Annotated in this window: 20 protein-coding genes; 12 read left to right on the forward strand and 8 right to left on the reverse strand. The window is 70.1% G+C overall.

Translation table 11 applies throughout. The annotated features are described in order from the left end of the window. Nucleotides 1–2 precede the first annotated feature (2 nt). The 6 genes from WS70_RS05305 (at nt 3) to cobC (ending at nt 6,286) form a co-directional block, all read left to right on the forward strand. Nucleotides 3–1,943 carry a TonB-dependent receptor domain-containing protein gene (locus tag WS70_RS05305; protein WP_059596435.1) on the forward strand — a complete coding sequence of 647 codons (1,941 nt, stop codon included), beginning with the start codon at nt 3–5 and terminating at the stop codon, nt 1,941–1,943. Nucleotides 1,944–2,012: 69 nt separating this feature from the next. Continuing rightward, nucleotides 2,013–3,014 carry a FecCD family ABC transporter permease gene (locus WS70_RS05310; RefSeq protein WP_059469293.1) on the forward strand — a complete coding sequence of 334 codons (1,002 nt, stop codon included), beginning with the start codon at nt 2,013–2,015 and terminating at the stop codon, nt 3,012–3,014. Further along, nucleotides 3,011–3,844 (forward strand): ABC transporter ATP-binding protein, encoded by an 834-nt coding sequence (locus tag WS70_RS05315; RefSeq protein WP_059596434.1) that lies wholly within the window; start codon nt 3,011–3,013, stop codon nt 3,842–3,844. The genes WS70_RS05310 and WS70_RS05315 overlap by 4 nt, the downstream gene beginning before the upstream one ends. Nucleotides 3,845–3,887: 43 nt before the next feature. After that, a complete protein-coding gene (gene cobT / locus WS70_RS05320) occupies nt 3,888–4,943 on the forward strand; it encodes a nicotinate-nucleotide--dimethylbenzimidazole phosphoribosyltransferase (protein ID WP_059596433.1) in 1,056 nt (351 codons plus the stop codon). A gap of 6 nt (nt 4,944–4,949) precedes the next feature. After that, the gene (locus WS70_RS05325; protein ID WP_059596432.1) at nt 4,950–5,708 is read left to right on the forward strand and encodes an adenosylcobinamide-GDP ribazoletransferase; all 759 of its coding nucleotides are present in this window, start codon (nt 4,950–4,952) and stop codon (nt 5,706–5,708) included. Beyond that, nucleotides 5,693–6,286 carry an alpha-ribazole phosphatase gene (cobC, locus tag WS70_RS05330; RefSeq protein WP_059469211.1) on the forward strand — a complete coding sequence of 198 codons (594 nt, stop codon included), beginning with the start codon at nt 5,693–5,695 and terminating at the stop codon, nt 6,284–6,286. Before WS70_RS05325 ends, cobC begins: the two co-directional genes overlap by 16 nt. Nucleotides 6,287–6,644: 358 nt before the next feature. Here cobC and WS70_RS05335 read toward each other — a convergent pair whose 3' ends face one another. The 4 genes from WS70_RS05335 to cobU form a co-directional block, all read right to left on the reverse strand. Further along, a complete protein-coding gene (locus tag WS70_RS05335) occupies nt 6,645–7,553 on the reverse strand; it encodes a cobalamin-binding protein (RefSeq protein ID WP_059469210.1) in 909 nt (302 codons plus the stop codon). A gap of 71 nt (nt 7,554–7,624) precedes the next feature. Then, complete coding sequence (gene cobD, locus WS70_RS05340) at nt 7,625–8,647, reverse strand: threonine-phosphate decarboxylase CobD (RefSeq protein WP_059596431.1); 1,023 nt, start codon at nt 8,645–8,647, stop codon at nt 7,625–7,627. After that, entirely contained in the window at nt 8,640–9,584 is a 945-nt protein-coding gene (cbiB, locus tag WS70_RS05345; RefSeq protein ID WP_059596430.1) for an adenosylcobinamide-phosphate synthase CbiB, read from the reverse strand. Before cbiB ends, cobD begins: the two co-directional genes overlap by 8 nt. Then, the gene (gene cobU, locus WS70_RS05350; protein WP_059469207.1) at nt 9,578–10,135 is read right to left on the reverse strand and encodes a bifunctional adenosylcobinamide kinase/adenosylcobinamide-phosphate guanylyltransferase; all 558 of its coding nucleotides are present in this window, start codon (nt 10,133–10,135) and stop codon (nt 9,578–9,580) included. The genes cbiB and cobU overlap by 7 nt, the downstream gene beginning before the upstream one ends. A gap of 86 nt (nt 10,136–10,221) precedes the next feature. Here cobU and WS70_RS05355 point away from each other — a divergent pair, with 86 nt between their 5' ends. The 3 genes from WS70_RS05355 (at nt 10,222) to WS70_RS05365 (ending at nt 13,534) form a co-directional block, all read left to right on the forward strand. Beyond that, nucleotides 10,222–11,850 (forward strand): cobyric acid synthase, encoded by a 1,629-nt coding sequence (locus tag WS70_RS05355; protein WP_108033900.1) that lies wholly within the window; start codon nt 10,222–10,224, stop codon nt 11,848–11,850. A 448-nt stretch (nt 11,851–12,298) separates the two neighbouring features. Continuing rightward, on the forward strand, nt 12,299–12,715 hold the full coding sequence (locus tag WS70_RS05360; protein ID WP_059469205.1) for a DoxX family protein: 417 nt from the start codon (nt 12,299–12,301) through the stop codon (nt 12,713–12,715). Nucleotides 12,716–12,910: 195 nt separating this feature from the next. Further along, nucleotides 12,911–13,534 carry a ParA family protein gene (locus tag WS70_RS05365; protein WP_059469204.1) on the forward strand — a complete coding sequence of 208 codons (624 nt, stop codon included), beginning with the start codon at nt 12,911–12,913 and terminating at the stop codon, nt 13,532–13,534. Nucleotides 13,535–13,654: 120 nt separating this feature from the next. Here the strand turns inward: WS70_RS05365 and panD are convergent, their stop codons facing one another. From panD to WS70_RS05385, 4 genes are all read right to left on the reverse strand, one after another. Continuing rightward, on the reverse strand, nt 13,655–14,041 hold the full coding sequence (gene panD, locus WS70_RS05370) for an aspartate 1-decarboxylase (protein WP_059469203.1): 387 nt from the start codon (nt 14,039–14,041) through the stop codon (nt 13,655–13,657). A 53-nt stretch (nt 14,042–14,094) separates the two neighbouring features. Next, entirely contained in the window at nt 14,095–14,934 is an 840-nt protein-coding gene (gene panC / locus WS70_RS05375) for a pantoate--beta-alanine ligase (protein WP_059469292.1), read from the reverse strand. A gap of 713 nt (nt 14,935–15,647) precedes the next feature. Continuing rightward, nucleotides 15,648–16,523, reverse strand: a complete 876-nt coding sequence (locus tag WS70_RS05380) for a segregation and condensation protein A (protein ID WP_059469202.1) — start codon at nt 16,521–16,523, stop codon at nt 15,648–15,650. Between the two features lie 4 nt (nt 16,524–16,527). Beyond that, entirely contained in the window at nt 16,528–16,716 is a 189-nt protein-coding gene (locus tag WS70_RS05385) for a DUF3460 family protein (protein WP_059469201.1), read from the reverse strand. Nucleotides 16,717–16,924: 208 nt separating this feature from the next. Between WS70_RS05385 and WS70_RS05390 the strand changes: the two genes are divergently transcribed. The 3 genes from WS70_RS05390 to WS70_RS31360 are packed head-to-tail and all read left to right on the forward strand — an operon-like array spanning nt 16,925 to nt 23,008. Further along, the gene (locus tag WS70_RS05390; RefSeq protein ID WP_059597286.1) at nt 16,925–18,742 is read left to right on the forward strand and encodes an autotransporter assembly complex protein TamA; all 1,818 of its coding nucleotides are present in this window, start codon (nt 16,925–16,927) and stop codon (nt 18,740–18,742) included. A gap of 13 nt (nt 18,743–18,755) precedes the next feature. Further along, on the forward strand, nt 18,756–22,850 hold the full coding sequence (locus tag WS70_RS05395) for a translocation/assembly module TamB domain-containing protein (protein WP_059597285.1): 4,095 nt from the start codon (nt 18,756–18,758) through the stop codon (nt 22,848–22,850). Continuing rightward, on the forward strand, nt 22,847–23,008 hold the full coding sequence (locus tag WS70_RS31360) for a hypothetical protein (RefSeq protein ID WP_156437904.1): 162 nt from the start codon (nt 22,847–22,849) through the stop codon (nt 23,006–23,008). The genes WS70_RS05395 and WS70_RS31360 overlap by 4 nt, the downstream gene beginning before the upstream one ends. The last annotated feature ends 85 nt before the right edge of the window (nt 23,009–23,093 follow it).

Genomic DNA, 23,093 nt, shown 5'->3' on the forward strand with positions numbered 1-23,093 from the left:
TCATGCGAACCCCTCTCGCCCGCGCAGCGCTCGCCGCTCTGTCCGGGTTGCCGTGCGTCGCGCTTGCGCAAGGCGACGCGTCCGTTTCGTCATCGTCATCGTTTTCGCCCGCTTCTTCAGTCTTGCCTGCGCCGTCCGCAGCTTCCGCGTCTTCTGCTTCTTCGGCATCTGCTTTGGCCGCGCAGCTCGCGCCGATCGTCGTCACCGCGCAGCGCGGGCCGCAGACGCTCGCCGACGCGATCCCGCAAACGACGCTCTTCGATGCGCAGGACATCGCCGACAGCGGCGCGACCGATCTGCCCGGCCTGCTCGCGCTCGCGCCCGGCGCACAGATCGTGCGCAACGGCGGGCCGGGCGCAAGCGCAAGCCTCTTTCTGCGCGGCGCACAGCCGACGCAATCGCTCGTGCTTATCGACGGCGTGCGTGTCGATTCGGCGAGTCTCGGGCAGGCGCAGATCAGTCAGCTTCCGCTCGACCAGATCGAGCGCGTCGAAGTGGTGAACGGCAATGTGTCGTCGCTGTATGGGTCCGGCGCCATCGGCGGCGTCGTGCAGGTGTTCACGAAGCGCGGCGGCAATCATCCGCCGCGCTTCGATTTCTCGGCGAGCTACGGCAGCTATCACACGCAGACGCAGAGCGCAGGCGTGTCGGGCCGGCTCGACCAGGACGGAAAGACGACGTTCAGCGTGTCGCTCGCGCGCTTCAAGACCGACGGATTCTCGTCGCTCGATCCCGCGCTCAAGCCGCAAGCGAATCCGAACGCGAACGGCTATCTGAACGAGAGCGCGTCCGCTTCGCTCAGGCACGCGTTCAGCGACAAGTGGGATGCGGGCGTCACGTACTTCCAGGCGAACGGCAAGAACAGCTTCGACGACGCATTTGGCGCGCCGACCGATCTGAACGATCTGTACAGCCGGGTCCAGCAGATGTCCGCGTTCGCGAACGGCCAGCTCACCGGCTGGTGGACGACGCGCGTGAACGTGTCGAGCGGCAAGGACCGCAGCCAGTCGGCGCTGAACGGCGCGTACACCGACCACTTCGACACCGACAACCGCCAGTACTCGTGGCAGAACGATTTCACGATTGCGCGCGGCCACAAGATCCAGGCGGGCTACGAGCGGCTCGACCAGTCGTTCGAATCGAACGTGTTCGCCGCACCCGAGCGCCACGTGAATTCCGGCTGGCTCGGCTACACCGGACGCATCGGCGACAGCCAGTTCCAGGCGAACGTGCGCCGCGACCACTACTCCGATTTCGGCGGCGCGAACAGCTACTATCTCGGCTACGGGCTCGACGTCACCGAGCGTTGGAAGGTGTCCGCGAGCTATTCGAGCGCGTTTCGCGCGCCGAGCTTCAACGATCTGTACTATCCGAACGCAGGCAATCCGTCGATCCGGCCCGAGCGCAGCCATTCGATCGAGGCGGCCGTGCAGTATGCGTCGGATGCGGTGGGCGTCGTGCGCGTTACTGCGTTTCAGACGCGCTACACGAACCTGATCGACTATCGTCCCGCCGCGAGCGGGCCCTACTATGTCGCGCAGAACGTCGGCCGCGCGAAAGTGCAGGGCGTCGAGGGTTCTTGGCAGGGGCATGTCGGCAAGACGGCCGTGCGGGTCGCGGCGACGCTGCAGAACCCGATCGACGAAACCGCCGGCGAGGATCTGACCCGGCGCGCGCGGCGCTTCGCGTCGGTCTCGGCGAATCGCTCGTTCGGCGGCTGGCGCGTCGGCGGCGAATGGTTCGTGAGCGGACCGCGCGACGATTACGGCAACCGCCTCGGCGGATACGGGATCGTCAATCTGTCAGCGCGCTACGACATCACGAAGTCGTGGTACGTGAGCGCGCGCATCGACAACCTGTTCGACAAGGACTACGAGCTTGCATATGCGTACAACACGCCGCGCCGCGGCGCCTACGTCACGCTCGGCTGGCAGCAGCGCTGACGGCCGGTCGCGGCGTTCGTGCCTTCGCGCGCGAGTGGCAGCATGAGGGCCGACGCGCGCGGCGCCGGCATGCACGCGGCGCGCGCAGCCGCGATCTGGGTCGCGCTCGCGCTCGGCGCGTGCGCGGCGTTCGTCGCGTCGCTCACGCTCGGCAGCGTGCCGATGACGCCGCTCGATGCGCTCGCCGCGCTCGTTCATTGCGCGAGCGCCGATCCGCTCGCGGCCGACATCGTCCGCACGCTGAGGCTGCCGCGCGCGCTCGCCGGCTTCGGCTGCGGCGCGCTGCTCGCGCTTGCGGGCGCGCTGCTGCAGGTGCTGCTGCGCAATCCGCTCGCCGAGCCGTACGTGCTCGGCGTGTCGGGCGGCGCGGCCGCGTTCGCGCTCGTCGCGATGATCGCGGGCGGCGCATGGTGGCTCGTCGATGCGGCATCGTTCGCCGGTGCGCTCGTGTCAATCGCGTTCGTGCTCGGGCTCGCGCGCCGCGAGCTGTGGCGCGGCGAGCCGCGCGACGCGTCGCCGCGGCTGCTGCTCACGGGCGTCGTGATATCGGCAGGGTGGTTCGCGCTCATCACGCTGATGCTGTCGATCGCGCCCGAGGAGCGGCTGCGCGGCATTCTGTTCTGGCTGTCGGGCGACTTGAGCGGCGCGGCGTCGCCGTGGTTCGCGCTGGCGGCGCTCGTCGTCGCCGCGCTCGCCGCATTGCCGGTCGCGCCGCAATTGAACGTGCTGCTGCGCGGCGACGCGGCGGCGGCCGCGCTCGGCGTGCCAGTCGCGCGGCTGCGGCTGCGCATCTATCTGATCGCGTCGCTCGCGGCGGCCGCGGCCGTCACGACGGCGGGCACGATCGGCTTCGTCGGCCTCGTCGTGCCGCATGCGTTGCGGCTCGCGTTCGGCAACGATCAGCGGATGCTATTGCCCGCGACGATGCTCGCGGGCGGCGCGGGCGTGATGGCCGCGGACTTGCTTGCGCGCACGGCGATCGCGCCCGCGCAGTTGCCGGTCGGCGTGATGACCGTGCTGATCGGCGTGCCGCTCTTCCTGTGGATGCTGCTGCGGAGGACTTCGCGATGACGACGCACGGCGCGCCGACGTCGCGCTCCGCCCGCTACGGCACGTGGCGTCTCGTGCTGAAGGCGGGCGCGCGTACGCTGCTCGACGATTTCACGCACACGTTCTATCCGGACGAGCTGTGGTGCATCGCCGGGCCGAACGGCGCGGGCAAGACGACGCTGATCACGACGCTCGCGGGGCTCGCGAAGCCCGCGGCCGGACACGTCGAGGCAGACGGCGTGCCGCTCGCCGATTGGCGGCCCGAAGCGCTCGCGCGGCGGTGCGCGCTGATGGCGCAGACGCTGCACGATGCGTTCAGCGCGAGCGTGTTCGATACCGTGCTGCTCGGCCGCTTCCCGCATCTGACCGGCTGGGGCTGGGAGCGTCCCGACGATCGCGCCGCCGCGCGCGCGGCGCTCGAGCGGCTCGGACTCGAATCGTTCGCCGCGCGCGATGTGCTGTCGCTGTCGGGCGGCGAGCGGCAGCGCGTCGCGCTTGCTGCCGCGCTGTGCCAGGACGCGCCGCTGCTGCTGCTCGACGAGCCGCTCGCGCACCTGGACCTGCATCATCAGATCGACTGTCTCGTCGCGCTTGCCGACTGGCTGCGCGCGGGCGAGCGCACGGCGATCTTCTCGTGCCACGACCTGAATCTCGCGCGCCGCTTCGCGACGCACGCACTGCTGCTCGACGGCAACGGCGCCGTGCACGCGGGCCCGGTGCGCGACGTGCTGACGCCCGAACTCGCGAGCCGCGCGTTCGGCTATCCGCTCGTGCTGATCGAGCGCGACGGCCACGAGGCGCTCGTGCCTGCGTGGCGCGACGCGCGCGGCGGCCGCAACCGCATCACCTGATCGACGCGTATCACGCGACCTTTTCCATTCACGAGACGAACCGATGACCTCCACCTTCTCCCTGCCGCACGTCGACCCGCTCGATGACGCCGAACTGCGCGCGACGCTCGCACGCATCATCGATCACAAGACGAAGCCGCCGGGCAGTCTCGGCCGTCTCGAAGCGCTCGCGCTGCAGCTCGGCCTGATTCAGCGCACGACCGCGCCGAGCATCGTGCGTCCCGCGATGATCGTGTTCGCGGGCGACCACGGGATCGCCGCCGAAGGCGTGAGCCCGTATCCGCAGGCGGTGACCGCGCAGATGGTCGCGAACTTCATCGCGGGCGGCGCGGCGATCAACGCGTTTTCGGGCGTCGCGGGCCTGACGCTCGAGATCGTCGATGCGGGCGTCGCGTCGCCGTTGCCCGAGTCGCCGCTGCTCGTCGGCGTGGCGATCGCGCGCGGCACGCGCAACTTCGCGCACGAGCGCGCGATGTCGCGCGACGAAGCGCTCGCCGCGCTCGCCGCGGGCGCCGCACGCGTGCGGCATCACGCGGCGCTCGGCACCAACGTGATCGGCTTCGGCGAGATGGGGATCGCGAACACGTCGGCCGCCGCGTGCGTGATGAGCCGCCTGCTGAACGTGCCGCTCGACGCATGCGTCGGGCGCGGCACGGGCCTCGACGACGCGGGGCTCGCGCACAAGCGCGCGGTGCTCGAACGCGCGCTCGCGCGCCACGCCGACGCGCTCGAGCCGCTCGACGTGCTCGCGACGTTCGGCGGCTTCGAGATCGCAATGATGGCGGGCGCGTTCATCGAAGCGGCGCGCGCGCGGATGACGATTCTCGTCGACGGCTTCATCGTGACGTCGGCGCTCCTCGTCGCCGATGCGCTTGCGCCTGCGGTACGCGACTACTGCGTGTTCTCGCATGTGTCGAACGAAGCGGGGCATCGGCGCATGCTCGATCATTTCGGCGGCGAGCCGCTCCTCGCGCTCGACCTGCGTCTCGGCGAAGGCACGGGCGCCGCGCTCGCGCTGCCGCTCGTGCGTGCGGCGGCCGCGTTCGTCAACGAAATGGCGAGCTTCGAGTCGGCGGGCGTCGCGAACCGGGATGCGTGACGCGCGATGAATCCGCTCGCCGAACTGCGCTACTTCGTCGTCGCGCTCGGGTACTTCACGCGCGTGCCGGTGCCGCGCGCGATCAGCGGCACCGCCGTCGATCTCGCGCACGCGGCGCGTTATTTTCCGCTCGTCGGCGTGTGCGTCGGCGCGCTCGCGGCGGCCGTGCATCTCGCCGCGTCGCGCGTGTGGCCGACGGGCGTCGCGGCGCTGCTGTCGATCGCGGCGACGCTCGTCGCGACGGGCGCGCTGCACGAGGACGGCCTCGCCGACAGTTGCGACGCATTCGGCGGCGGCTACACGCGCGACGACGTGCTGCGGATCATGCGCGATTCGCGGATCGGCACGTTCGGCGCGGCGGCGCTCGTCGTCGCGCTTGCGCTGAAGTGGCAGACGCTCGCCGCGATGCCGCCGATGCGGGCCGCCTGGACGATGATCGCCGCACATGCGGCGAGCCGCACGCTCGCCGCGAGCCTGCTCGTCACGCTCGACTACGCGCGCGCCGAAGGCAAGGCGCAGCCGGTCGCCCGTCGGATGAGCGCGAGCGCGTTGATGTTCGCGGCGGCGTTCGGCCTGCCGTGGCTGTTCTGGCCGGACTGGCGCGCGGGCGCGCTCGCGCTTGCGGTGACGCTCGCGCTGCGCGCGTGCATCGCGCGTTATCTCGACACGCGCATCGGCGGCTACACCGGCGATTGTCTCGGCTTCGCGCAGCAGGTGTTCGAGCTCGCGATCTATCTGGTGATGCTCGGATGGATCTCGTCCTGATTCGCCATCCGGCCGTCGCCGTCGAAGCGGGCGTCTGCTACGGCGGCAGCGACGTGCCGCTCGCGGCCGACGCGGCGATGGGCGCGGCCGGCATCCTGCGGCGCTTGAGCGCGCTCGGCATCGCGGGCGCCGCGCGCGCGTCGCGCGTGTGGTCGAGCCCGCTCGCGCGCTGCGCGGACGTCGCGCGAGTGCTCGCGCGAGAGGCCGGCGTGCCGCTCGAATGCGACGCGCGGCTGCGCGAGATCGATTTCGGCGCGTGGGAGTTGAAGCGCTGGGACGCGATCGGCCGTGACGCGCTCGATCGATGGAGCGCCGATCTGATGCATGCGCGCGAGCACGGCGGGGAGAGCGTCGCGCAGTTCGCCGCGCGCGTGCGGCCGGCGCTTGCGGCGCTCGCTGCTTCGGGGCTGGCTGGCTGGGTCGTCACGCATGCGGGCGTGATGCGCGCGCTGGCGTCGCACGCGCTCGACGCATCGCTCGAAACGATGCTCGCGCGGCCGATCGCGATGGGTGGCATCGTGTGGCTGCGGCGCGGCGGGGATGCGGGCGGCTGGCGGCTCGTGCATTGGGACGGTTGATTCGACGCCGATTCGGCGCGTTCGAGGCGACGCTCGCGTGAAGGCGCGCTGGCGCGCGTCGCTGGATGACGCGCGTTCGAACGACGAAGATCGCGAGATGCCGTGTGCGCACGAAGCGTGGATGCTTCGAATCCAGGCCTGTTCGAATCGAGGCGTTACGGCGAAGTACCGAATCGCCTTCAGGCGGGATCGAGCGATGTGCATGGCACGCTGCGGCGCGCGGGCGTCCGATCGGTTCCTGGCCGAAGTCGATCGAACGCCGGCGTGCGCGGACAGACCCCGGACGCTCCCGTCAGCGACGAGCCATGCGCCCACGCATTTCGCGGCATTGTCGATGCGATGGAGGCAAGACGCCGCGTCACGGCTTCGGCCGCCGAGACCGCGCGACGTCGAGATCCCGGCACAGCGCTTCGGCCCCTTGCGCGATGCGCGGCGCGGGCCGCGTCAGCAGATCGCCGTCGATCGCGAAGAGATTGCCGCGCGCGACCGCCGTCATCTTCGGCCATGCGCGCCAGCGCGCGAAGTCGGGCAGTGCATCGCGCGTCGCGGTTGCGCCGGCGGCCGTCGTCACGATCGCTTCCGGATTGGCGGCGAGCACCGCCTCGTCAGTGACGGACGGCGCGATCGGCTGCAATTGCGCAAACACATTGCGCCCGCCGCACAGCGCGATCACGTCGCTGATGATGTGATCGCCGTTCAGCGTGATGAGCGGCTTGTCCCATGCCTGGAAGAACACGGTGACGGGCGGCTTGTCCGCGTAGCGCGCGCGAAGCTGCGCGATCCGCTGCCGGTACGCGTCGGCCGCCGCCGACGCGATGTCGCGCGTGCCGAACAGCATGCCCAGCTTGTCGAGCGACGTCGCGACGTCGTCGAGATGCCGCGGCTCGCTGAAGTAGAGCGGGATGCCGAGCGCGCGCAGCCGCTCGGTCTCGCGCTCGGCGTTGCCGTGGCGCCAGACGACGATCAGGTCGGGCTTGAGCGCCGCGATCCGTTCGAGGTCGAGCGCCTGGTTCGAGCCGACGCGCGGAATCGCCTTCGCGGCGGGCGGGTAATCGCTGTACGACACCGCGCCGACGAGCCTCGCGCCGCCGCCCGCCGCATAGATCAGCTCGGTCACGTGCGGCGCGAGGCTCACGACACGCTGTGCCGGCGCGGCGAGCGTGATCGTGTGGCCCGCGTCGTCGGTGACGACGATGCTCGCGTGCGCGGCGGCGAACGGAAACACGCAGGCGCAGGCAGCGGCAAGCCGAAAGAGGGCCGCGCGCATCGGCCTCGGTCTGGTCGATGTTGTCGATCTTGTCAATTTCATCGATCCCGGCGGTCTCGTCATGTCGCTCGTCAAGCGGAAAGCGTCGGTACGCACTCGGCGAGCGCATGTTCGAGCCGTCGCCATTCTTCTTCGTGAGCGGGCAGCCCGATCCGCACGCTCGGCGCGTGTGTGAAGTAGCGGGTCCAGATGCCGCGTGCGGCGAGCGCTTCGTGCAGCGCGTGCGCGCGCGGATCGGCGGTCCAGCCGAAGAGCGGCGTCGCGTGCGTGACGAAGCCGTTCGCGCGCAGCAACGCGGCCACGCGCGCGCCGTCGTGCGCGAGCCGCTCACGCGTCGCTTGCTGCCACGCTTCGTCGGCGAACGCGGCGAGCACCGCATGACGCGCGGGGCCGCTGACGGTCCACGCGCCGAGCGTGTCGCGCAGCCGCTTCAGCAGCGCGGGCGCGGCGAGCGCGAAGCCCGCGCGCACGCCCGCGAGCCCGAAGAACTTGCCGACCGAGCGCAGCACGACGAGGCCGTCGCGGTTCGTTTCGGCGGCGAGCGACGTGCTCGCGGGCGCGTCGGCGTCGGCGTCCGCGAACGCCTCGTCGACGACGAGTGCGCCGCCGCGCGCGGCGAGCTGCGCGTGCCATCGCAGCAGTCGCGCACGGTCGACGCGCTCGGCGGTCGGATTGTTCGGATTCGCGACGATCGCGTACGTGAGCGATGCGGGCAGCGCGTCGCTGCCGTAGTCGAGCGACGCAATCGCATGGCCGTGGCGCGCGAACGCGGGCGCGTACTCGCTGTACGCGAGCGGCGCGACGCCGACCGTGCCGCGCTCGAACAGCGCGGGCAGCGCGCGGATCGCCGCCTGGCTGCCCGCGACGGGCAGCACGTGCGCGGCGCTCGGCGCGCCGTAGTAGCGCGCCGCGTGCTCGGCGAGCACGCCGTCGTCCTCGGGCAGCCGGCGCCATGCGTCGGCGGGCACGGGCGGCACCGGATAGCCTTGCGGATTGATGCCCGTCGACAGGTCGAGCCATGCGTCGCGCGGGATGCCGTAGCGGCGCGCGGCTTCGTGCAGATTGCCGCCGTGCGTGATCGGCGCGTCAGCCATGATGCGTCGCGATCGACAGTGCCGCGCCCGCGATCAGCAGCGCGAGCCAGAGAATCATCGTGCGTGCGACGAGCGACAGCGCCGCCGCGACGTGCGCGGGCGCCGCGGGCTCGCCCGCGCCGAGCACCGGGCGCGCCTCGATCGCGCCGTGATAGATGGCGGGGCCGCCGATCACGACGTTCAGGCTGCCCGCGCCCGCGGCCATCACGGGGCCTGCGTTCGGGCTGTCCCAGTGGCGCGCCTGCGTGTGCCAGCAGCGCCACGCGTTCGCGGTGTCGCCAAGGAGCGCGTAGCTCGCCGCGGTGAGGCGTGCGGGCGCCCAGTTGAGTGCGTCGTCGATGCGCGCGGCCGCCCAGCCGAAGCGAGCGAAGCGCGGCGTCCGATAGCCCCACATTGCGTCGAGCGTGTTCGCGAGCCGGAACAGCAGCGCGCCCGGGCCGCCCGCGATCGCGAACCAGAAGAGCGCGCCGAAGATCGCGTCGTTGCCGTTCTCGAGCGCCGATTCGACCGCCGCGCGCGCGAGCGCCGCCTCGTCGGCGTCGCTCGTATCGCGCGACACGATGCGCGACGTCAACGCGCGCGCGGCCGCGAGATCGCGCCGCAGCAGTGCGGCGGCGATCGGCGCGATGTGTTCGGCGAGGCTTCTCGCGCCGAGTGCGAACCATAGCAGCGCGACGTGCAGCGCGGCGGCGAGCGGCCACGGCAGCGTCGCGACGAGCCACGCGGCGAGCGCGACGGGCGGCGCGACGACGGCGAGCCATGCGGCGAGGCCGGCGAGCCGCCCGCGTCGGCCGGTGTTGAAGAGGCGTTCGACGTGCGCGGCGAGCCGGCCGAAGCCGACGAGCGGATGCGCGGCGCGTGGCTCGCCGACGAGCTTGTCGACGACGCAGCCGGCGACCGCGAGGAAGGCGACGGCGGGCAGGGACGGCATCAGCATCGCGGATCGCCTTCGTGCTTCACCGTGACGGGCAGCCCGGCCACGCACAGCGTGACACGCGTCGCGAGCGCCGCGATGCGCTGGTTGACGCGGCCGAGCGTATCGACGAAGCGGCGCGTATCCGCGCCAAGCGGCACGACGCCGAAGCCGATCTCGTTGCTGACGACGATCACCTGCGCGCGCGTCGCGCGCAGCGCCGCCTCGAGCTCGGCGACGCGCGCGTCGCACAGCGCATCGTCGACGCCTTGGCCGCCGGCTGGGCAGAGCAGGTTCGTGAGCCAGAGCGTCAGGCAGTCGATGAGCATGCACGCGTTCGGATCGTCGAGCTGCGCGATCGCGTGCGCGAGCTCGACGGGCGCTTCGACGAGCGCCCAGTCGGCGGGCCGGCGCGCGCGATGGTGCGCGATGCGCTCGGCGAATTCGTCGTCGGCGACGCGGGCAGTGGCGATGTAGGTGACGGGCCGGCCGCCGGCGGCGGCGAGCCGTTCGGCGTGCGCGCTCTTGCCCGAGCGCGCGCCGCCGAGAACGAAGGTGAGGTCGCGCGGAGTCATCGCATGATTGTAACGGGCCGCGCGATAATGCGGCCTTCACCATTTGTCTTTGTCGCGCGCCGCGCGTCGCGCATTTCGAATCCACAATGACTGCCAACGCCAACGCCAACGCCAACGCCAACGCCAACGCCAACGCCAACGCCAACGCCAACGCCAACGCCAACGCCAACGCCAACGCCAACGCCAACGCCAACGCCAACGCCAACGCCAACGCCAACGCCAACGCCAACGCCGCGCGTCCGCGCGGCACGCTGATGATCCAGGGCACGACGTCCGACGCGGGCAAGAGCACGCTCGTCGCGGGCCTGTGCCGGCTCGCGCGCCGCGCGGGCGTGCGCGTCGCGCCTTTCAAGCCGCAGAACATGGCGCTCAACAGCGCGGTGACGGCGGACGGCGGCGAGATCGGCCGCGCGCAGGCGCTGCAGGCGCTCGCGGCCGGCATCGACGCGCACACCGATCTGAATCCCGTGCTGCTGAAGCCGACGGGCGACCGCGGCGCGCAGGTGATCATCCATGGCAAGACGCGCGCGAACCTGAACGCGCGCGCCTATCACGACTACAAGCCGACCGCGATGCGGGCGGTGCTCGAATCGTACGGCCGGCTGCGCGGCGCGTACGACGCGGTGATCGTCGAGGGCGCGGGCAGTCCGGCCGAGATCAACCTGCGCGAAGGCGACATCGCGAACATGGGGTTCGCGGAAGCGGTCGACTGCCCGGTCGTGCTCGTCGCGGACATCGATCGCGGCGGCGTGTTCGCGCATCTCGTCGGCACGCTCGCGTGCCTGTCGGACAACGAGCGCGCGCGCATTCGCGGCTTCGTGATCAACCGCTTTCGCGGCGATCCGGCGCTGCTCGAGCCGGGGCTGCGCTGGCTCGAGCAGCAGACGGGCAAGCCCGTGCTCGGCGTGCTGCCGTATCTGCACGGGCTCACGCTCGACGCGGAGGACATGCTGCCCGCGAGCGCGCGCACGTCGGCTTCGCGGCGCGACGCGGGCGTGCTGCGGGTCGTCGTGCCCGCGCTGCCGCGGATCAGCAACCACACCGATTTCGACGCGCTGCGCGTCCATCCGCGCGTCGATTTCACATACTGGAAGAGCGGGCCTGTGCCCGACGCCGATTTGCTGATCCTACCCGGCTCGAAGAACGTGCTCGCCGATCTCGCGTGGCTGCGCGGCGCGGGCTGGGACGCGCTGATCAAGCGCCATCTGCGCTACGGCGGCAAAGTGATCGGCGTCTGCGGCGGCATGCAGATGCTCGGCCGCGCGCTCGACGATCCGCATGGCGTCGAAGGCGCGGCGGGCGCGACGAGCGCGGGCCTCGATCTGTTCGACTACGCGACGACGCTGATGCCGGAGAAGACGCTCGTCAACGTGACCGGGCGGCTCGCGTTCGCGGGCGGCGCGCGCGTATCGGGCTACGAGATCCACATGGGGCAGACGCGCGGGCCGGCGCTCGCGTCGCCCGCGCTGCGGCTTTCGGGGCCGGGCGGCGAGCGGCCGGACGGCGCGGTGTCGGCGGACGGGCAGATGCTCGCGACCTATCTGCACGGCCTCTTCGACACGCCTGATGCCTGCGCGGCGCTCCTCGAATGGGCGGGGCTCGGCGGCGCGGAGCCGGTCGACTATCCGGCGCTGCGCGAGGCGTCGCTCGAACGGCTCGCCGATACGCTCGCCGAGCATCTCGATCTCGACCGCGTGTTTGCGGCATTCGCCTGACGGGCGTCGTCGTCGCGCGAAGTTCGGGGCTGGCCTGCGTACGTCGAGCGCTTGCACGGGATGTCGTGGGTGGGCGGCGGTTGGGTGATTGGGTCACGCTGGCTCGGCGCCGGCTGGCCGGCCGGCGCCGAGGAAGGACGCGAAAGGATCCGGCCGGCTCGATGCCACACCTGTTCACTCGTTTCGGGGCTTCGAACGCATTCCCTTGCTTTTGTCGGCCGACGGCGGGGCCGCGCGCGCGCTCGGTGCTTGGCGTTCTGCGAGCGATGGGCAACGGACGGCACAAGGCACAAGGCACGACGGCCTCGGTCGCCCCATCCGAATCGCCCCGTTTTATCGTCAATTAATTCTTTTTGAGAAATAATTTAAGTTGGATCAGCTGTTTTTCCGCGAAAACGGTTCGAATAAAGTTCGTTCCATCCAAACTTCGACAAAAAGGGAACCCAACATGGATTCGAACCGTTTGAACGACATCGGCGCTGCGTTGCTGCGCGTCGCGCTCGGCGTGCTGTACCTCGCGCACGTCGCGCAGAAGGTGTTTGTGTTCACGCTGCCTGGCACCGCGCAGTTCTTCGCGTCGATCGGCCTGCCGGGCTGGCTCGCGTACGTGACGACGGTCGTCGAGATCGTCGGCGGCCTCGCCCTCCTGACGGGCGTGCAGGTGCGGCTCGCGTCGCTCGTGCTGCTGCCGTTCATGCTCGGCGCGACGATGACGCACGTCCCGAACGGCTGGAGCTTTGCCGCGCCGCACGGCGGCTGGGAATATCCGGCGTTCTGGGCGGTCACGCTCGTCGTCCAGGCGTTGCTCGGCGCCGGCGCGTTCGCGCTGGGCGGCGCGCGCGGCCTCGTCGGCAAGGCCGCATAAGCGGCGTCGCGGCCGCCGCGACGGCCCGGCTGCGGCGTTCGACCGCGGCCGGGCCGTCGTCCGTTCGACCGATGCGCGGTCGCCCCTGTTTCGGCGCAAGCGCATTTGCCGATATCATCGCTCCCTGTATCCGCATCTTTCGCGGCGCGTCGCCTGTGCCGGGCGTCGCGCCGCGCGGCTTCTTCGGGGGAATTCATGACGGTGATCGTGGTGGCGAATCCGAAGGGCGGCGTAGGCAAGAGCACGCTGTCCACCAATCTGGCTGGGTATTTTTCGGCGCAGGGCGCATGGGTCGCGCTCGCCGATCTCGACCGGCAGCAGTCCGCGCACGCGTGGCTCGATCTGCGGCCGGCCGCGCTGCCCGCGATCGAGACCTGGGCGCTCGATCCCGATTCGCCGGCGAAGCCGCCGCGCGGCCTTGAATACGCGATCGTCGACACGCCGGCTGGCCTGCATGGCAATCGGATGAACGTCGCGCTCGAGTTCGCCGACAAGGTGATCGTGCCGCTGCAGCCGTCGATGTTCGATATCCTTGCGACCCAGCAATTCCTCCAGCGCCTCGCGAGCGAGAAGGCAGTGAAGAAGGGCTTGATCGAAGTGGGAATCGTCGGGATGCGGGTCGACGCGCGCACGCGCTCGGCCGAGCAACTGCACCGCTTCGTCGAGGGGCTCGATCTGCCGGTGCTCGGCTATCTGCGCGACACGCAGAACTACGTGCAGCTCGCCGCGCACGGCCTCACGCTGTGGGACGTTGCGAAAAGCCGCGTGGAGAAGGATCTCGAGCAGTGGCTGCCAATCGTCGAATGGGCGCAGAAGTAGCACGCCGGTGCGCTGTCGGCCGCGCGGCTCGCGGGAGCCGGCGGTTTGGGCGCGTCGGCGGTTTCGGGGCCTCGCGCGTTCGCGGCGAGGCATTGACTCGAGCGGCCGGCCGAACGCCGTTCAGGTCCAGTTCTGCGTCGGCACGTGGTCGCGGCTGCCCTTGATCTTGTTGTCGTCGCCGACGAACACGAGATCCGGCTTCCAGCCCGCCTTCAGCTCTTCCTCGTCGATCATCGCGAACGCGGCGATGATCACGAGGTCGCCCAATTGCGCGCGGCGCGCGGCCGAGCCGTTCAGCGAGATCATCCCGCTGCCGCGTTCGCCCTTGATCGCGTACGTCGAGAAGCGCTCGCCGTTGTTGATGTTCCAGATGTCGATCCGCTCGTTCTCGACGATGTTCGCGGCTTCGAGCAAGTCTTCGTCGATCGCGCACGAGCCTTCGTAGTGCAGCTCGCAGTGCGTGACCGCCGCGCGGTGGATCTTCGATTTCAGCATGTGGCGCTGCATGATGGCTCCCTTGGTGCTACCAGACGATGAGCGGTCGGCTGCGCGGCCGGCCGTCAGATTTCCAGATTGTCGATGAGGCGCGTTGCGCCAAGCTTCGCGGCCGCGAGCACGACGAGCGGCTCGCCCGCCTCGGTTTGGGCCGCGCTCGGCGCGACGAGGTTCGCGCGCCTGCGGACCGACACGTAGTCGGGCTTCCAGCCGCGCGCGGCGAGGCTGTCGACCGCGCGCTGCTCGATCGCCGCGAGGTCGCGCTCGCCGCCCTGCACTGCGTCGCGCACCCGCGCGAGCGTCTTCGCGAGCTCGGGCGCTTCCGCGCGCTCGGCCGGGCTCAGATAGCGGTTGCGCGACGACAGCGCGAGGCCGTCGGCGTCGCGCACGGTTTCGGCCGCGATGATGTCGACGGGTATCGCGAGCTGCTGGCACATCCGGCGCACGATCATCAGCTGCTGGTAGTCCTTCTTGCCGAACACGGCGACGCGCGGCTGCACGCACGACATCAGCTTCGTGACGACCGTGCACACGCCGGTGAAGAAGCCCGGGCGGAACTCGCCTTCGAGGATGTCGCCGAGATCGTGCGGCGGCTGCACGCGATATTCCTGCGGCTCAGGGTACATGTCGCGCTCGGTCGGCGCGAACAGCACGTAGACGTTTTCCTTCTGCAGCTTCTCGATGTCGTCCTGCAGCGTGCGCGGATATTTGTCGAAGTCCTCGTTCGGTCCGAACTGCAGCCGGTTCACGAAGATGCTCGCGACGACGGGATCGCCGTGCTGGCGCGCGAGCCGCATCAGCGACAGGTGTCCCTCGTGCAGGTTGCCCATCGTCGGCACGAACGCGATGCGGTTCTGGCCGCGCAGCTGGTCGCGCAGTTCCTGGATCGAGCTGATGACTTTCATGAGTTGGCGGTTCCTCGCGCGGTGCGCGCGTTGGCCGCGCGAGGCGGCGTGGTCTGGATCGTCGTGGCCGGGCGCCGCGCAGGGCGTCGAGCGTCGGCGATTGTAGAGGATTTGCCGTTTTAGCGCATCGATAAAAGCACGATCGTTCACTTTAATCGGCGAAGGCGAGGCGCGGGAGCGGCAATCAAATAGGGTAGGGCTGACATGTCGACGACGCGAGCACGTTGTCGAAGCCGCCGACGCGCAGCGTGCGGTGGCGACTTCGACAACCCGCAGCGTGCGGTGGCGGCGCAACCACGCGCTGCGGCGGAACGGTCGGGACACGGCAAGCGGGAGGGCGAGCCGCATCGGCCAGGCGCGTTTCAACGGAGCGGGCGTGTCAGGCGCGGACCGGCAACACGCGGCCGGACGAGCGCGTGCAACGGCGAGCACGCGACCGGAGCCGGGGATGGCGGATCGCCCGCAAACACGGCGCGCGTGCGAATCGGCGAATCAATACAAAGAGACGCGGATTCGTATCGACGGCCGACGCCGTTGACGGTGGCGGCAATCGACGCCGGCGAGCGCGCGGCGCGCATGCGCCGAAGCGGCAATCTACAGAGGAAACGACCCGGTCCAGGCTCAAACGCCCGAGCAAGGCTCGCCGAACCAGCCGCCATATTCGAAAAAAGAGCCGGCGCTCGGCCGAACGACGGACGCGCGCGCGCAGCCGCTCAAGCCGGCAGATAAGCGAGCCGCACGTAGATCGGCGCGAACGGCTCGGCCTGCGTGATCTCGACGAGCGATTCGCGCGCGAGCTCGAGCATCGCGATGAAGTTGACGACGACGACGGGCATGCCGCGCGACGTGTCGAATAGATCGGCGAACTCCATGAAGCGCGCGTTCTGCAGCTTGCGCAGGATGAGGCTCATGTGCTCGCGCACCGACAGCTCCTCGCGCGAGATCCTGTGATGCTGGACGAGCTTCGCGCGCTTCAGCACGTCGGCCCACGCGGCGCGCAGGTCGTCGGCGTTCACGTCCGGGAAGCGCGGCGTGATGCTCTGCTCGATGTACACCTCGGCGCGCAGGAAGTCGCGGCCGAGCTGCGGGAGCTGATCGAGGCGCTGCGCGGCGAGTTTCATCTGCTCGTACTCGAGCAGGCGCCGCACGAGCTCGGCGCGCGGATCCTCCGCTTCCTCGCCCGTGTCCGCCTTCTTCACGGGCAGCAGCATCCGCGACTTGATCTCGATCAGCATCGCCGCCATTAGCAGGTACTCGGCCGCGAGCTCCAGGTTCGATTCACGGATCTGATCGACGTAGCCGAGATACTGCGCGGTGACGTCCGCCATCGGGATGTCGAGCACGTTGAAGTTCTGCTTGCGGATCAGGTACAGCAGCAGATCGAGCGGACCTTCGAACGTTTCGAGAAAGATTTCGAGCGCGTCCGGCGGGATGTACAGGTCCTGCGGCAACTTGAAGAGCGGCTCGCCATACAGGCGAGCGAACGCCGCGACGCCGTCGACCGTGTCGGGCGTCGAATCCGCGCCTGCGGGCGCGGCGATCGCGTCTTCGGGCTGCGCGCTGGCGCTGGCCTCGTCGGCGGCGCTCACGGCGTCAGAAGTTCTGGTAGTAGACGTACGAGGTCTGGCGAACGCTCGATTGCTGCTGCGTGTCGCGCTCGTCGAGGTCGATCGGCTGCTTGTCCCACAGCAGCGAGCGGCCCTTGCGCTGTTCTTCTTCGAGCGTCGGCTTCTGCTGCTTCAGCTGATTCAGGAATTGCGTGATGTCGGACTGGTACGGCATGGCTTGGCTTTCCGTTCTGGGCCGGGCGCGGCGCGCCCGCGAATGCGATCGATGGGATTTTACCGCAACGCGGGGAACAGCCGGCGGCAAAAGGCGTCGAAAGCGCGATCGTCGTGCGGCAATGTGGCCGAAAGCGCGTTCTGCGCCCACGGCACTGTGTTCAAATGACGGCGTTGGTCCGACGATATTCTTACAGCGGAGGTCTTGTTTGGCAGGGCGGGCACCACGACAGCATGCTTTTTCGCGCGCCGCGCGCGGCGCGTCGAGCCGGGCGCCCGGATGGCGCGCATTTGCGCGGCGTGGCTTGCGCGTGCTGCTCGCCGGCTGCGTGGCCGCGCTCGCGGCGCCCGCGTTCGCGAAGTACGCGGTCGAGATCGACGCGCCGCGCTCGGTCAAGAGCCTGCTCAAGCAGCACCTCGACATCGCCCGCTTCGCGAAGCGCGAGGACTTGAGTGTTGACCAGTTCGAATTCCTCGTGACCGCGACGCCGCAACAGGTGCGCGAGCTTGCCGCGACGGCTGGCTACTTCTCGCCCGTCGTGCGCACCGACGTGCGCACGCGCGGCGGCGAGCGCCGCGTGACGGTGTCGGTCGAGCCGGGCGCGCAGACGGTCGTGTCGGCCGTCGATCTGACGTTCGACGGCCCGGTCGCGAGCGAGGACCCGAAGCAGGAGACGGCGACGCGCCTCGCGTTCTCGCTCAAGCCGGGCGACGCGTTCACGCAGTCCGGCTGGGACGACGCGAAGAACGCGGCGCTCAAGCAATTGCAGGCGCGCCGCTATCTCGGCGCGAAGATCACCGCGTCGGAGGCGCGCGTCGATCCGCGCACGCGCGAGGCGAGGCTCGCCGTGACGTTCGACAGCGGGCCGACGTTTACGCTCGGCGAGCTCGACGTGTCCGGCGTGCGCCGCTATCCGGAGAAGATCGTGCGCAACGTGAATCCGCTGTCCGCCGGCGAGATCTACGATGCGAAGCGCATCGCCGAATTGCAGCGCCAATTGCAGAACACGCCGTACTACGCGAGCGTCGCGATCGACGTATCGGACGACGTCGCGCGGCCGCTCGACACGTCCGTGCACGTGAAGGTCAGCGAGTATCAGTACAACAGCGTGCGCGGCGGGATCGGCTACGCGACCGACACGGGGCCGCACATCCAGGGCTCGTACACGTATCTCGACACGTTCGGCGCCGCGTGGCCGCTGTCGGTGTCGGGGCGGATCGACAAGATCCAGCAGTACGGGCAGGTCCAGCTTTCGATGCCGCCCGGCCCGCGCGCGTGGACCAACAGCATCCTCGCGTCGTACACGAACACGAACGTGTCGGGCACGCGGATCTACAGCGCGCGCGTCGGTGCGCAGCGCACGCGCGCCGGCCAGTTCATCGACTATACGTACTCGCTGATGTTCTATCAGGACCGGCTCGACCAGAACGGCGCCGGCCCGACGACGAGCCGCGCGCTCGTCCCGCAATGGGCGTGGACGCGCCGCGACGTCGACGATCCGCTGTTCCCGCGCTCGGGCAACCTGATCCATGCGGAAGCCGGCTTCGCGGTGAAGGGCGTGCTGACCGACCAGACGTTCATTCGCGGCTACGCGCGCGGCCAGCAATACATGCCGATCGGCAAGCGCGATCTCTTCGTGTTTCGCGCGGAGCTGGGCGGCGTGTTTACGAGCGGTAGCTCGTCGGGCGTGCCGGCGTCGCTCCTCTTCCGCGCGGGCGGCTCGAACTCGGTGCGCGGCTACGGCTATCAGAGCATCGGCAATTCGGTCGACGGCTCGGTGCTGCCGACCAAGTATCTCGTGACGGGCACGGCCGAATACCAGCACTGGTTCAATCGCGACTGGGGCGCAGCGACCTTCTTCGACATCGGCACGGCGACCGACGCGTGGGGCGAGAAGGTGTTCTATCCGGGCGCGGGTGTCGGCATGCGCTGGCGCAGCCCGGTCGGCCCGGTCAATTTCGATCTGGCTTACGGCTTGAAGAACAAGAGCGTGCGTCCGTATTTGACGCTCGGCATCGCATTCTGATTTTTCATTTGGCATGACGAAGGACGTATCCGACCCGACTCCACCCGACGCGCCGGACGGCGGCGCGCCCCACGGCCCGCGCGATACCGCGCCGAACAGACGCTCGCGCGGCCGGCGCGCGTTCGCCGTGCTCGCGTGGACGGCGCTCGTCGTCGTCGTGCTCGTCGTCGCGACGGCGGGCGCGCTCTTCGCCGCCGCGACGACCGAGCGCGGCACGCAGCTCGCGTGGCGGGCGGCCGTCAAGCTGCTCGGCGGGCGGCTTTCGGGCACGCTCGAAGGCGGCACGCTCGCGACCGGCGTGCGGCTAACGCAGCTCGCGTGGACGAGCCCCGATGGTTCGGGCACCGAAGTGAGGATCGATCGCGTCGCCGGACGCTGGGCGCTCACGCGTGCGCCGTGGCGCTTCACGATCGCGTCGCTGCGCGCGGGTTCGATCGACGTGCGCATCGCGCCTTCGCCGCCTTCGCCGACGGTCATGCCACAGGACCTGCAACTGCCGCTGCAACTCGCCATCGAGGATCTGCGCTTCGGCAAGCTGCTGATCCACGAAGCCGGCTCGACGACCGAGCTCGACAACCTGATCTTCCGCGGCGCGAGCGACGGCCGTCGCCATGACGCGACAATCGAGCGCCTCGACACGCCGTTCGGCGCGCTGACCGCGAACGCGCGGCTCGACGGCGTGCGGCCGTTCGCGATCGATGGCGGCGCGACCTATGCGGGCAAGCTGTCGGGCGAGCCGGTCGATGCGCGCGCACGCGTGTCGGGCTCGCTCGAAGCGCTCGCCGCGGACCTCGACGCTTCGGGGATGAAGCTCGCGGGCCGCGCGCACGTCGAGGCCGCGCCGTTCGGCGACGTGCCGCTCACGCGCGCATCGATCGTGTTCGATCACGTGAATCCGCGTGCGCTGTCGCCGAGCGCGCCCGTCGCCGATCTCGCCGTGCGCGCGCAGCTCGAGCCCGCGACGCCCGATCCGAAGACACCGAAGGCGTTCGTCGTCACGGGCTCGGTGTCGATCGTCAACGCGAAGCCCGGCACGCTCGGCGACGAACTGCTGCCGCTCGTCGACGCGCACGCGAACGTGCGGCTCGACGCGCACGCGCAGCGCATCGACGCGCTCGAGGTGCGCACGATCCGCGACGGCAGCGTGACGGGCAGCGGCGCGCTCGCGAGCGGCCGCGGCAAGTTCGATCTGAAGGTCGCGAATCTCGATCCGAACGCGTTCGTCGCCGTGCTGCGGCCGATGCGGCTCGCGGGGCCCGTCGGCGTCGCGCTCGAGCACGGCGCGCAGACGATCGACTTCGATCTCGCCGACGCGAAGCTCGCGCTCGGCGCGAAGGCGAAGATCAAGCTCGACGCGAAGCAGACGACGATCGCCGACGCGCGCGTGACGGCGGGCAAGGGGCGCGTCGAGCTCGCGGGCGTGCTCGAGCACGACGCGCGCTCGACCTACGACCTGAAGGCGAAGCTCGTCGATTTCGATCCGCTCGCGCTGGCGGCGGCCGGCGCGTCGTCGGCCGCGAAGCCGGACGGCGGCAAAGGCGCGAAGGGCGCGAAGCCAGCGAAGGGCGGCAAGCGCGGCGGCAACGCGAAGATCGCGCAGACATCGGCCGGCCCGCGCGCGGGCGCGGCGCGCGTGAACGGCACGCTCGCGGCGACGGGCGCGCTCGCGCCCGGCTTCTCGACGAAAGCGCAGTTCAAGCTCGGCGACAGCGTCTACGACGGCCTGCCGATGACGGGCGAAGGCACGGTGCAGATGGCGGGCTCGCGGGTCCTGCCGAGCAGCGCGAACCTGTCGATCGCGGGCAACCAGGTCGACCTGCGCGGCAGCTTCGGCGCGCCCGGCGACCGGCTGCGCTTTTCCGTCGACGCGCCGCAGCTCGAGCGTCTCGGCTTCGGCCTCGCGGGCCTCGTGCGCGCGAACGGCGAGCTGACGGGCTCGTTCGCGCATCCGAACGTCGTCGCCGAATACACGGCGAGCGGCGTCGTGTTCGGCTCGAACCGGATCGGCGCGGCGCAAGGCCGCGCGGACATTCGCGACGGCGGGAAAGGCGCGCTCGTGTTCACCGCCGACGCGAACGACATCGCGCTCGGCTCGATCAACCTGAAGACGCTGTCCGCGCATCTGAACGGCACGCGCGCGAAGCACACGTTCGATGCGAGCGCGGTCGGCATCGCAGAAGGCCGCGTGATCAACCTCGCCATCGCAGCAAATGGCGGAGTGGTCGAAGCGCGCGACGGGATGCGCTGGGACGGCACCGTCACGCGCCTGTCGAACCGCGGCACGCCGTCGATCTCGCTCGACACGCCGCTTGCGATCTCGGCGGGCGCGCGGCACGTGACGCTGAGCGCGGCGAAGCTGTCCGTCGAAGGCGCGACGCTCGACCTGAAATCGTTCGCGCTCGAGCGCGGCAAGCTGCGCACGGCGGGCTCGATCACGAACCTGTCGGTGGCGCGCGCGCTCGAGATCCGCGCGGAACTCACGGGCAACCGCTCGCCGCTGCGCACCGATCTGATTCTCGACGGCGACTGGGACGTCACGCTCGGCGACACCGCCGCCGGCCATGCGCAGATCAAGCGCAGGAGCGGCGACGTGACGATCGCAACCGGACGCGGCGTCGCGTCGCTCGGCATCGGCGATCTGTCGGCGCGCGCGACGTTCATGCCGGGCAACCGGCTGAACGCAACCGCGCACGCGCAGGCGACCCGCATCGGCACGCTCGACGCGAGCGTCGCCGTGCCGTTCGCGCTGCGCGACGGTGTGTTCGGCGTCGCCGAGGACGGTCCGCTCACGGGCCGCATCGACGCGGACGTGCCGGCGCTGAAGTCGACGGGCGGCCTGTTCGGCCCAGGCTACCTGCTCGACGGGCGCGCCGCGCTGAAGCTGACGGTCGCGGGCACGCCCGCGAAGCCGAAGCTGTCGGGCACGCTCTCGGGCGACAACCTGTCGGCGACGCTCGTCGACCAGGGCGTGCAGCTCAAGGACGGGATCGTCCGCGTGAAGCTGACCGAGAACCTCGTCGAGTTCGAGCAAGTCGAGTTTCACGGCGGCGACGGCACGCTGCGCGCGATCGGCCGCGTGCGGCTCGACGGCAGCGAGCCGGACCTGACGGCGAGCATCGTCGCCGACAAGCTCGAGCTTTTCGCCGCGCCGGACCGCAAGCTGTCGCTGTCGGGCAAGGCGGTCGTCGAGAACGACACGCCGCGCGGCGGCATCGCGATCAACGGCAAGTTCACCGTCGATCGCGCGTTGTTCGATTTGCCCGAGGAGGCGGCGCCGCACTTGTCGGACGATGTCGTGATCGTGCGTCCGGGCAGCCTCGAGCGCGGCGAGACGAAGACGGGCACCGCGATCGCGAAGCCGGCGCCCGTGACCGAGAAGCCCGCGCCGTCGCTCGCGCCGCGCGCGAACATCGACATCGGCCTCGGCCGCGACTTCCGCTTCAAGGGGCACGGCGCGGATCTGCGGCTCGCCGGCACGGTGACGGTGATGAGCGCGCCCGGCGTGCCGCTGCGCGCGGTCGGCAACGTGCGCGTGGCGGAAGGCTCGACCTATACGTCGTTCGGCCGCAAGCTCTCGATCGAGAACGGCTTCTTCACGTTCAACGGGCCGGTGTCGAATCCGGGAATCAACATCCTCGCGATGCGCCGCAATCAGGAAGTCGAGGCGGGCGTGCAAGTGACGGGCACGGTGCAGTCGCCCGCCGTCAGGCTCGTGTCCGAACCGAACGTCAACGACAACGAAAAGCTGTCGTGGCTGCTGTTCGGCCACGGCACCGACCAGGGCAACAACCTCGGCCAGCAGAATGCGATGACGACGGCGCTCGCGCTACTCGGCAGCGCGACCGGCAAGCGCGTCGCGCAGACGGTCGGGCTCGACGAAGTGTCGGTTGGCCGCAGCGACGTCGGCCTGACCGATCCGCAGGTCGTGCTCGTGTCGAAGGCGATCAACGAGCGCTTCGTGCTCGGCTACGAGCAGGGGCTGCAGTCGGCGAGCAACGCGTTCAAGGCGACGATCAACCTGACGCGATTCTGGGCGATATCCGCGTATGGCGGCACGTTCCAGGGCGTTGACCTCAACTACACGCGGCGCTTCGATCGCTGGTGGTGACGCGGGGGCGTCGCGTGATGCTCGACGTCGGCGGCGGCTCGGGCGCGCATGTGATCGGCGCGCTGTCGGCGATGCTCGCCGACGCCGGCTTCACGTCGATCGAGACGATTCCGAGCGTCGGAGACTTCAGCCTCGTGACGGGCGTGAAGCCGCGGTGACGCGAGCGTGTGATCGCGCATTGCCGCGCGCCTGCGCAAAAACGCGGAGGGCCGCTGTCGCGGCCCTCCGGATGCATCGCGGCGA

Origin of the sequence: Burkholderia mayonis (genome assembly GCF_001523745.2) — a bacterium.
Taxonomy (GTDB): Bacteria; Pseudomonadota; Gammaproteobacteria; order Burkholderiales; family Burkholderiaceae; genus Burkholderia; species Burkholderia mayonis.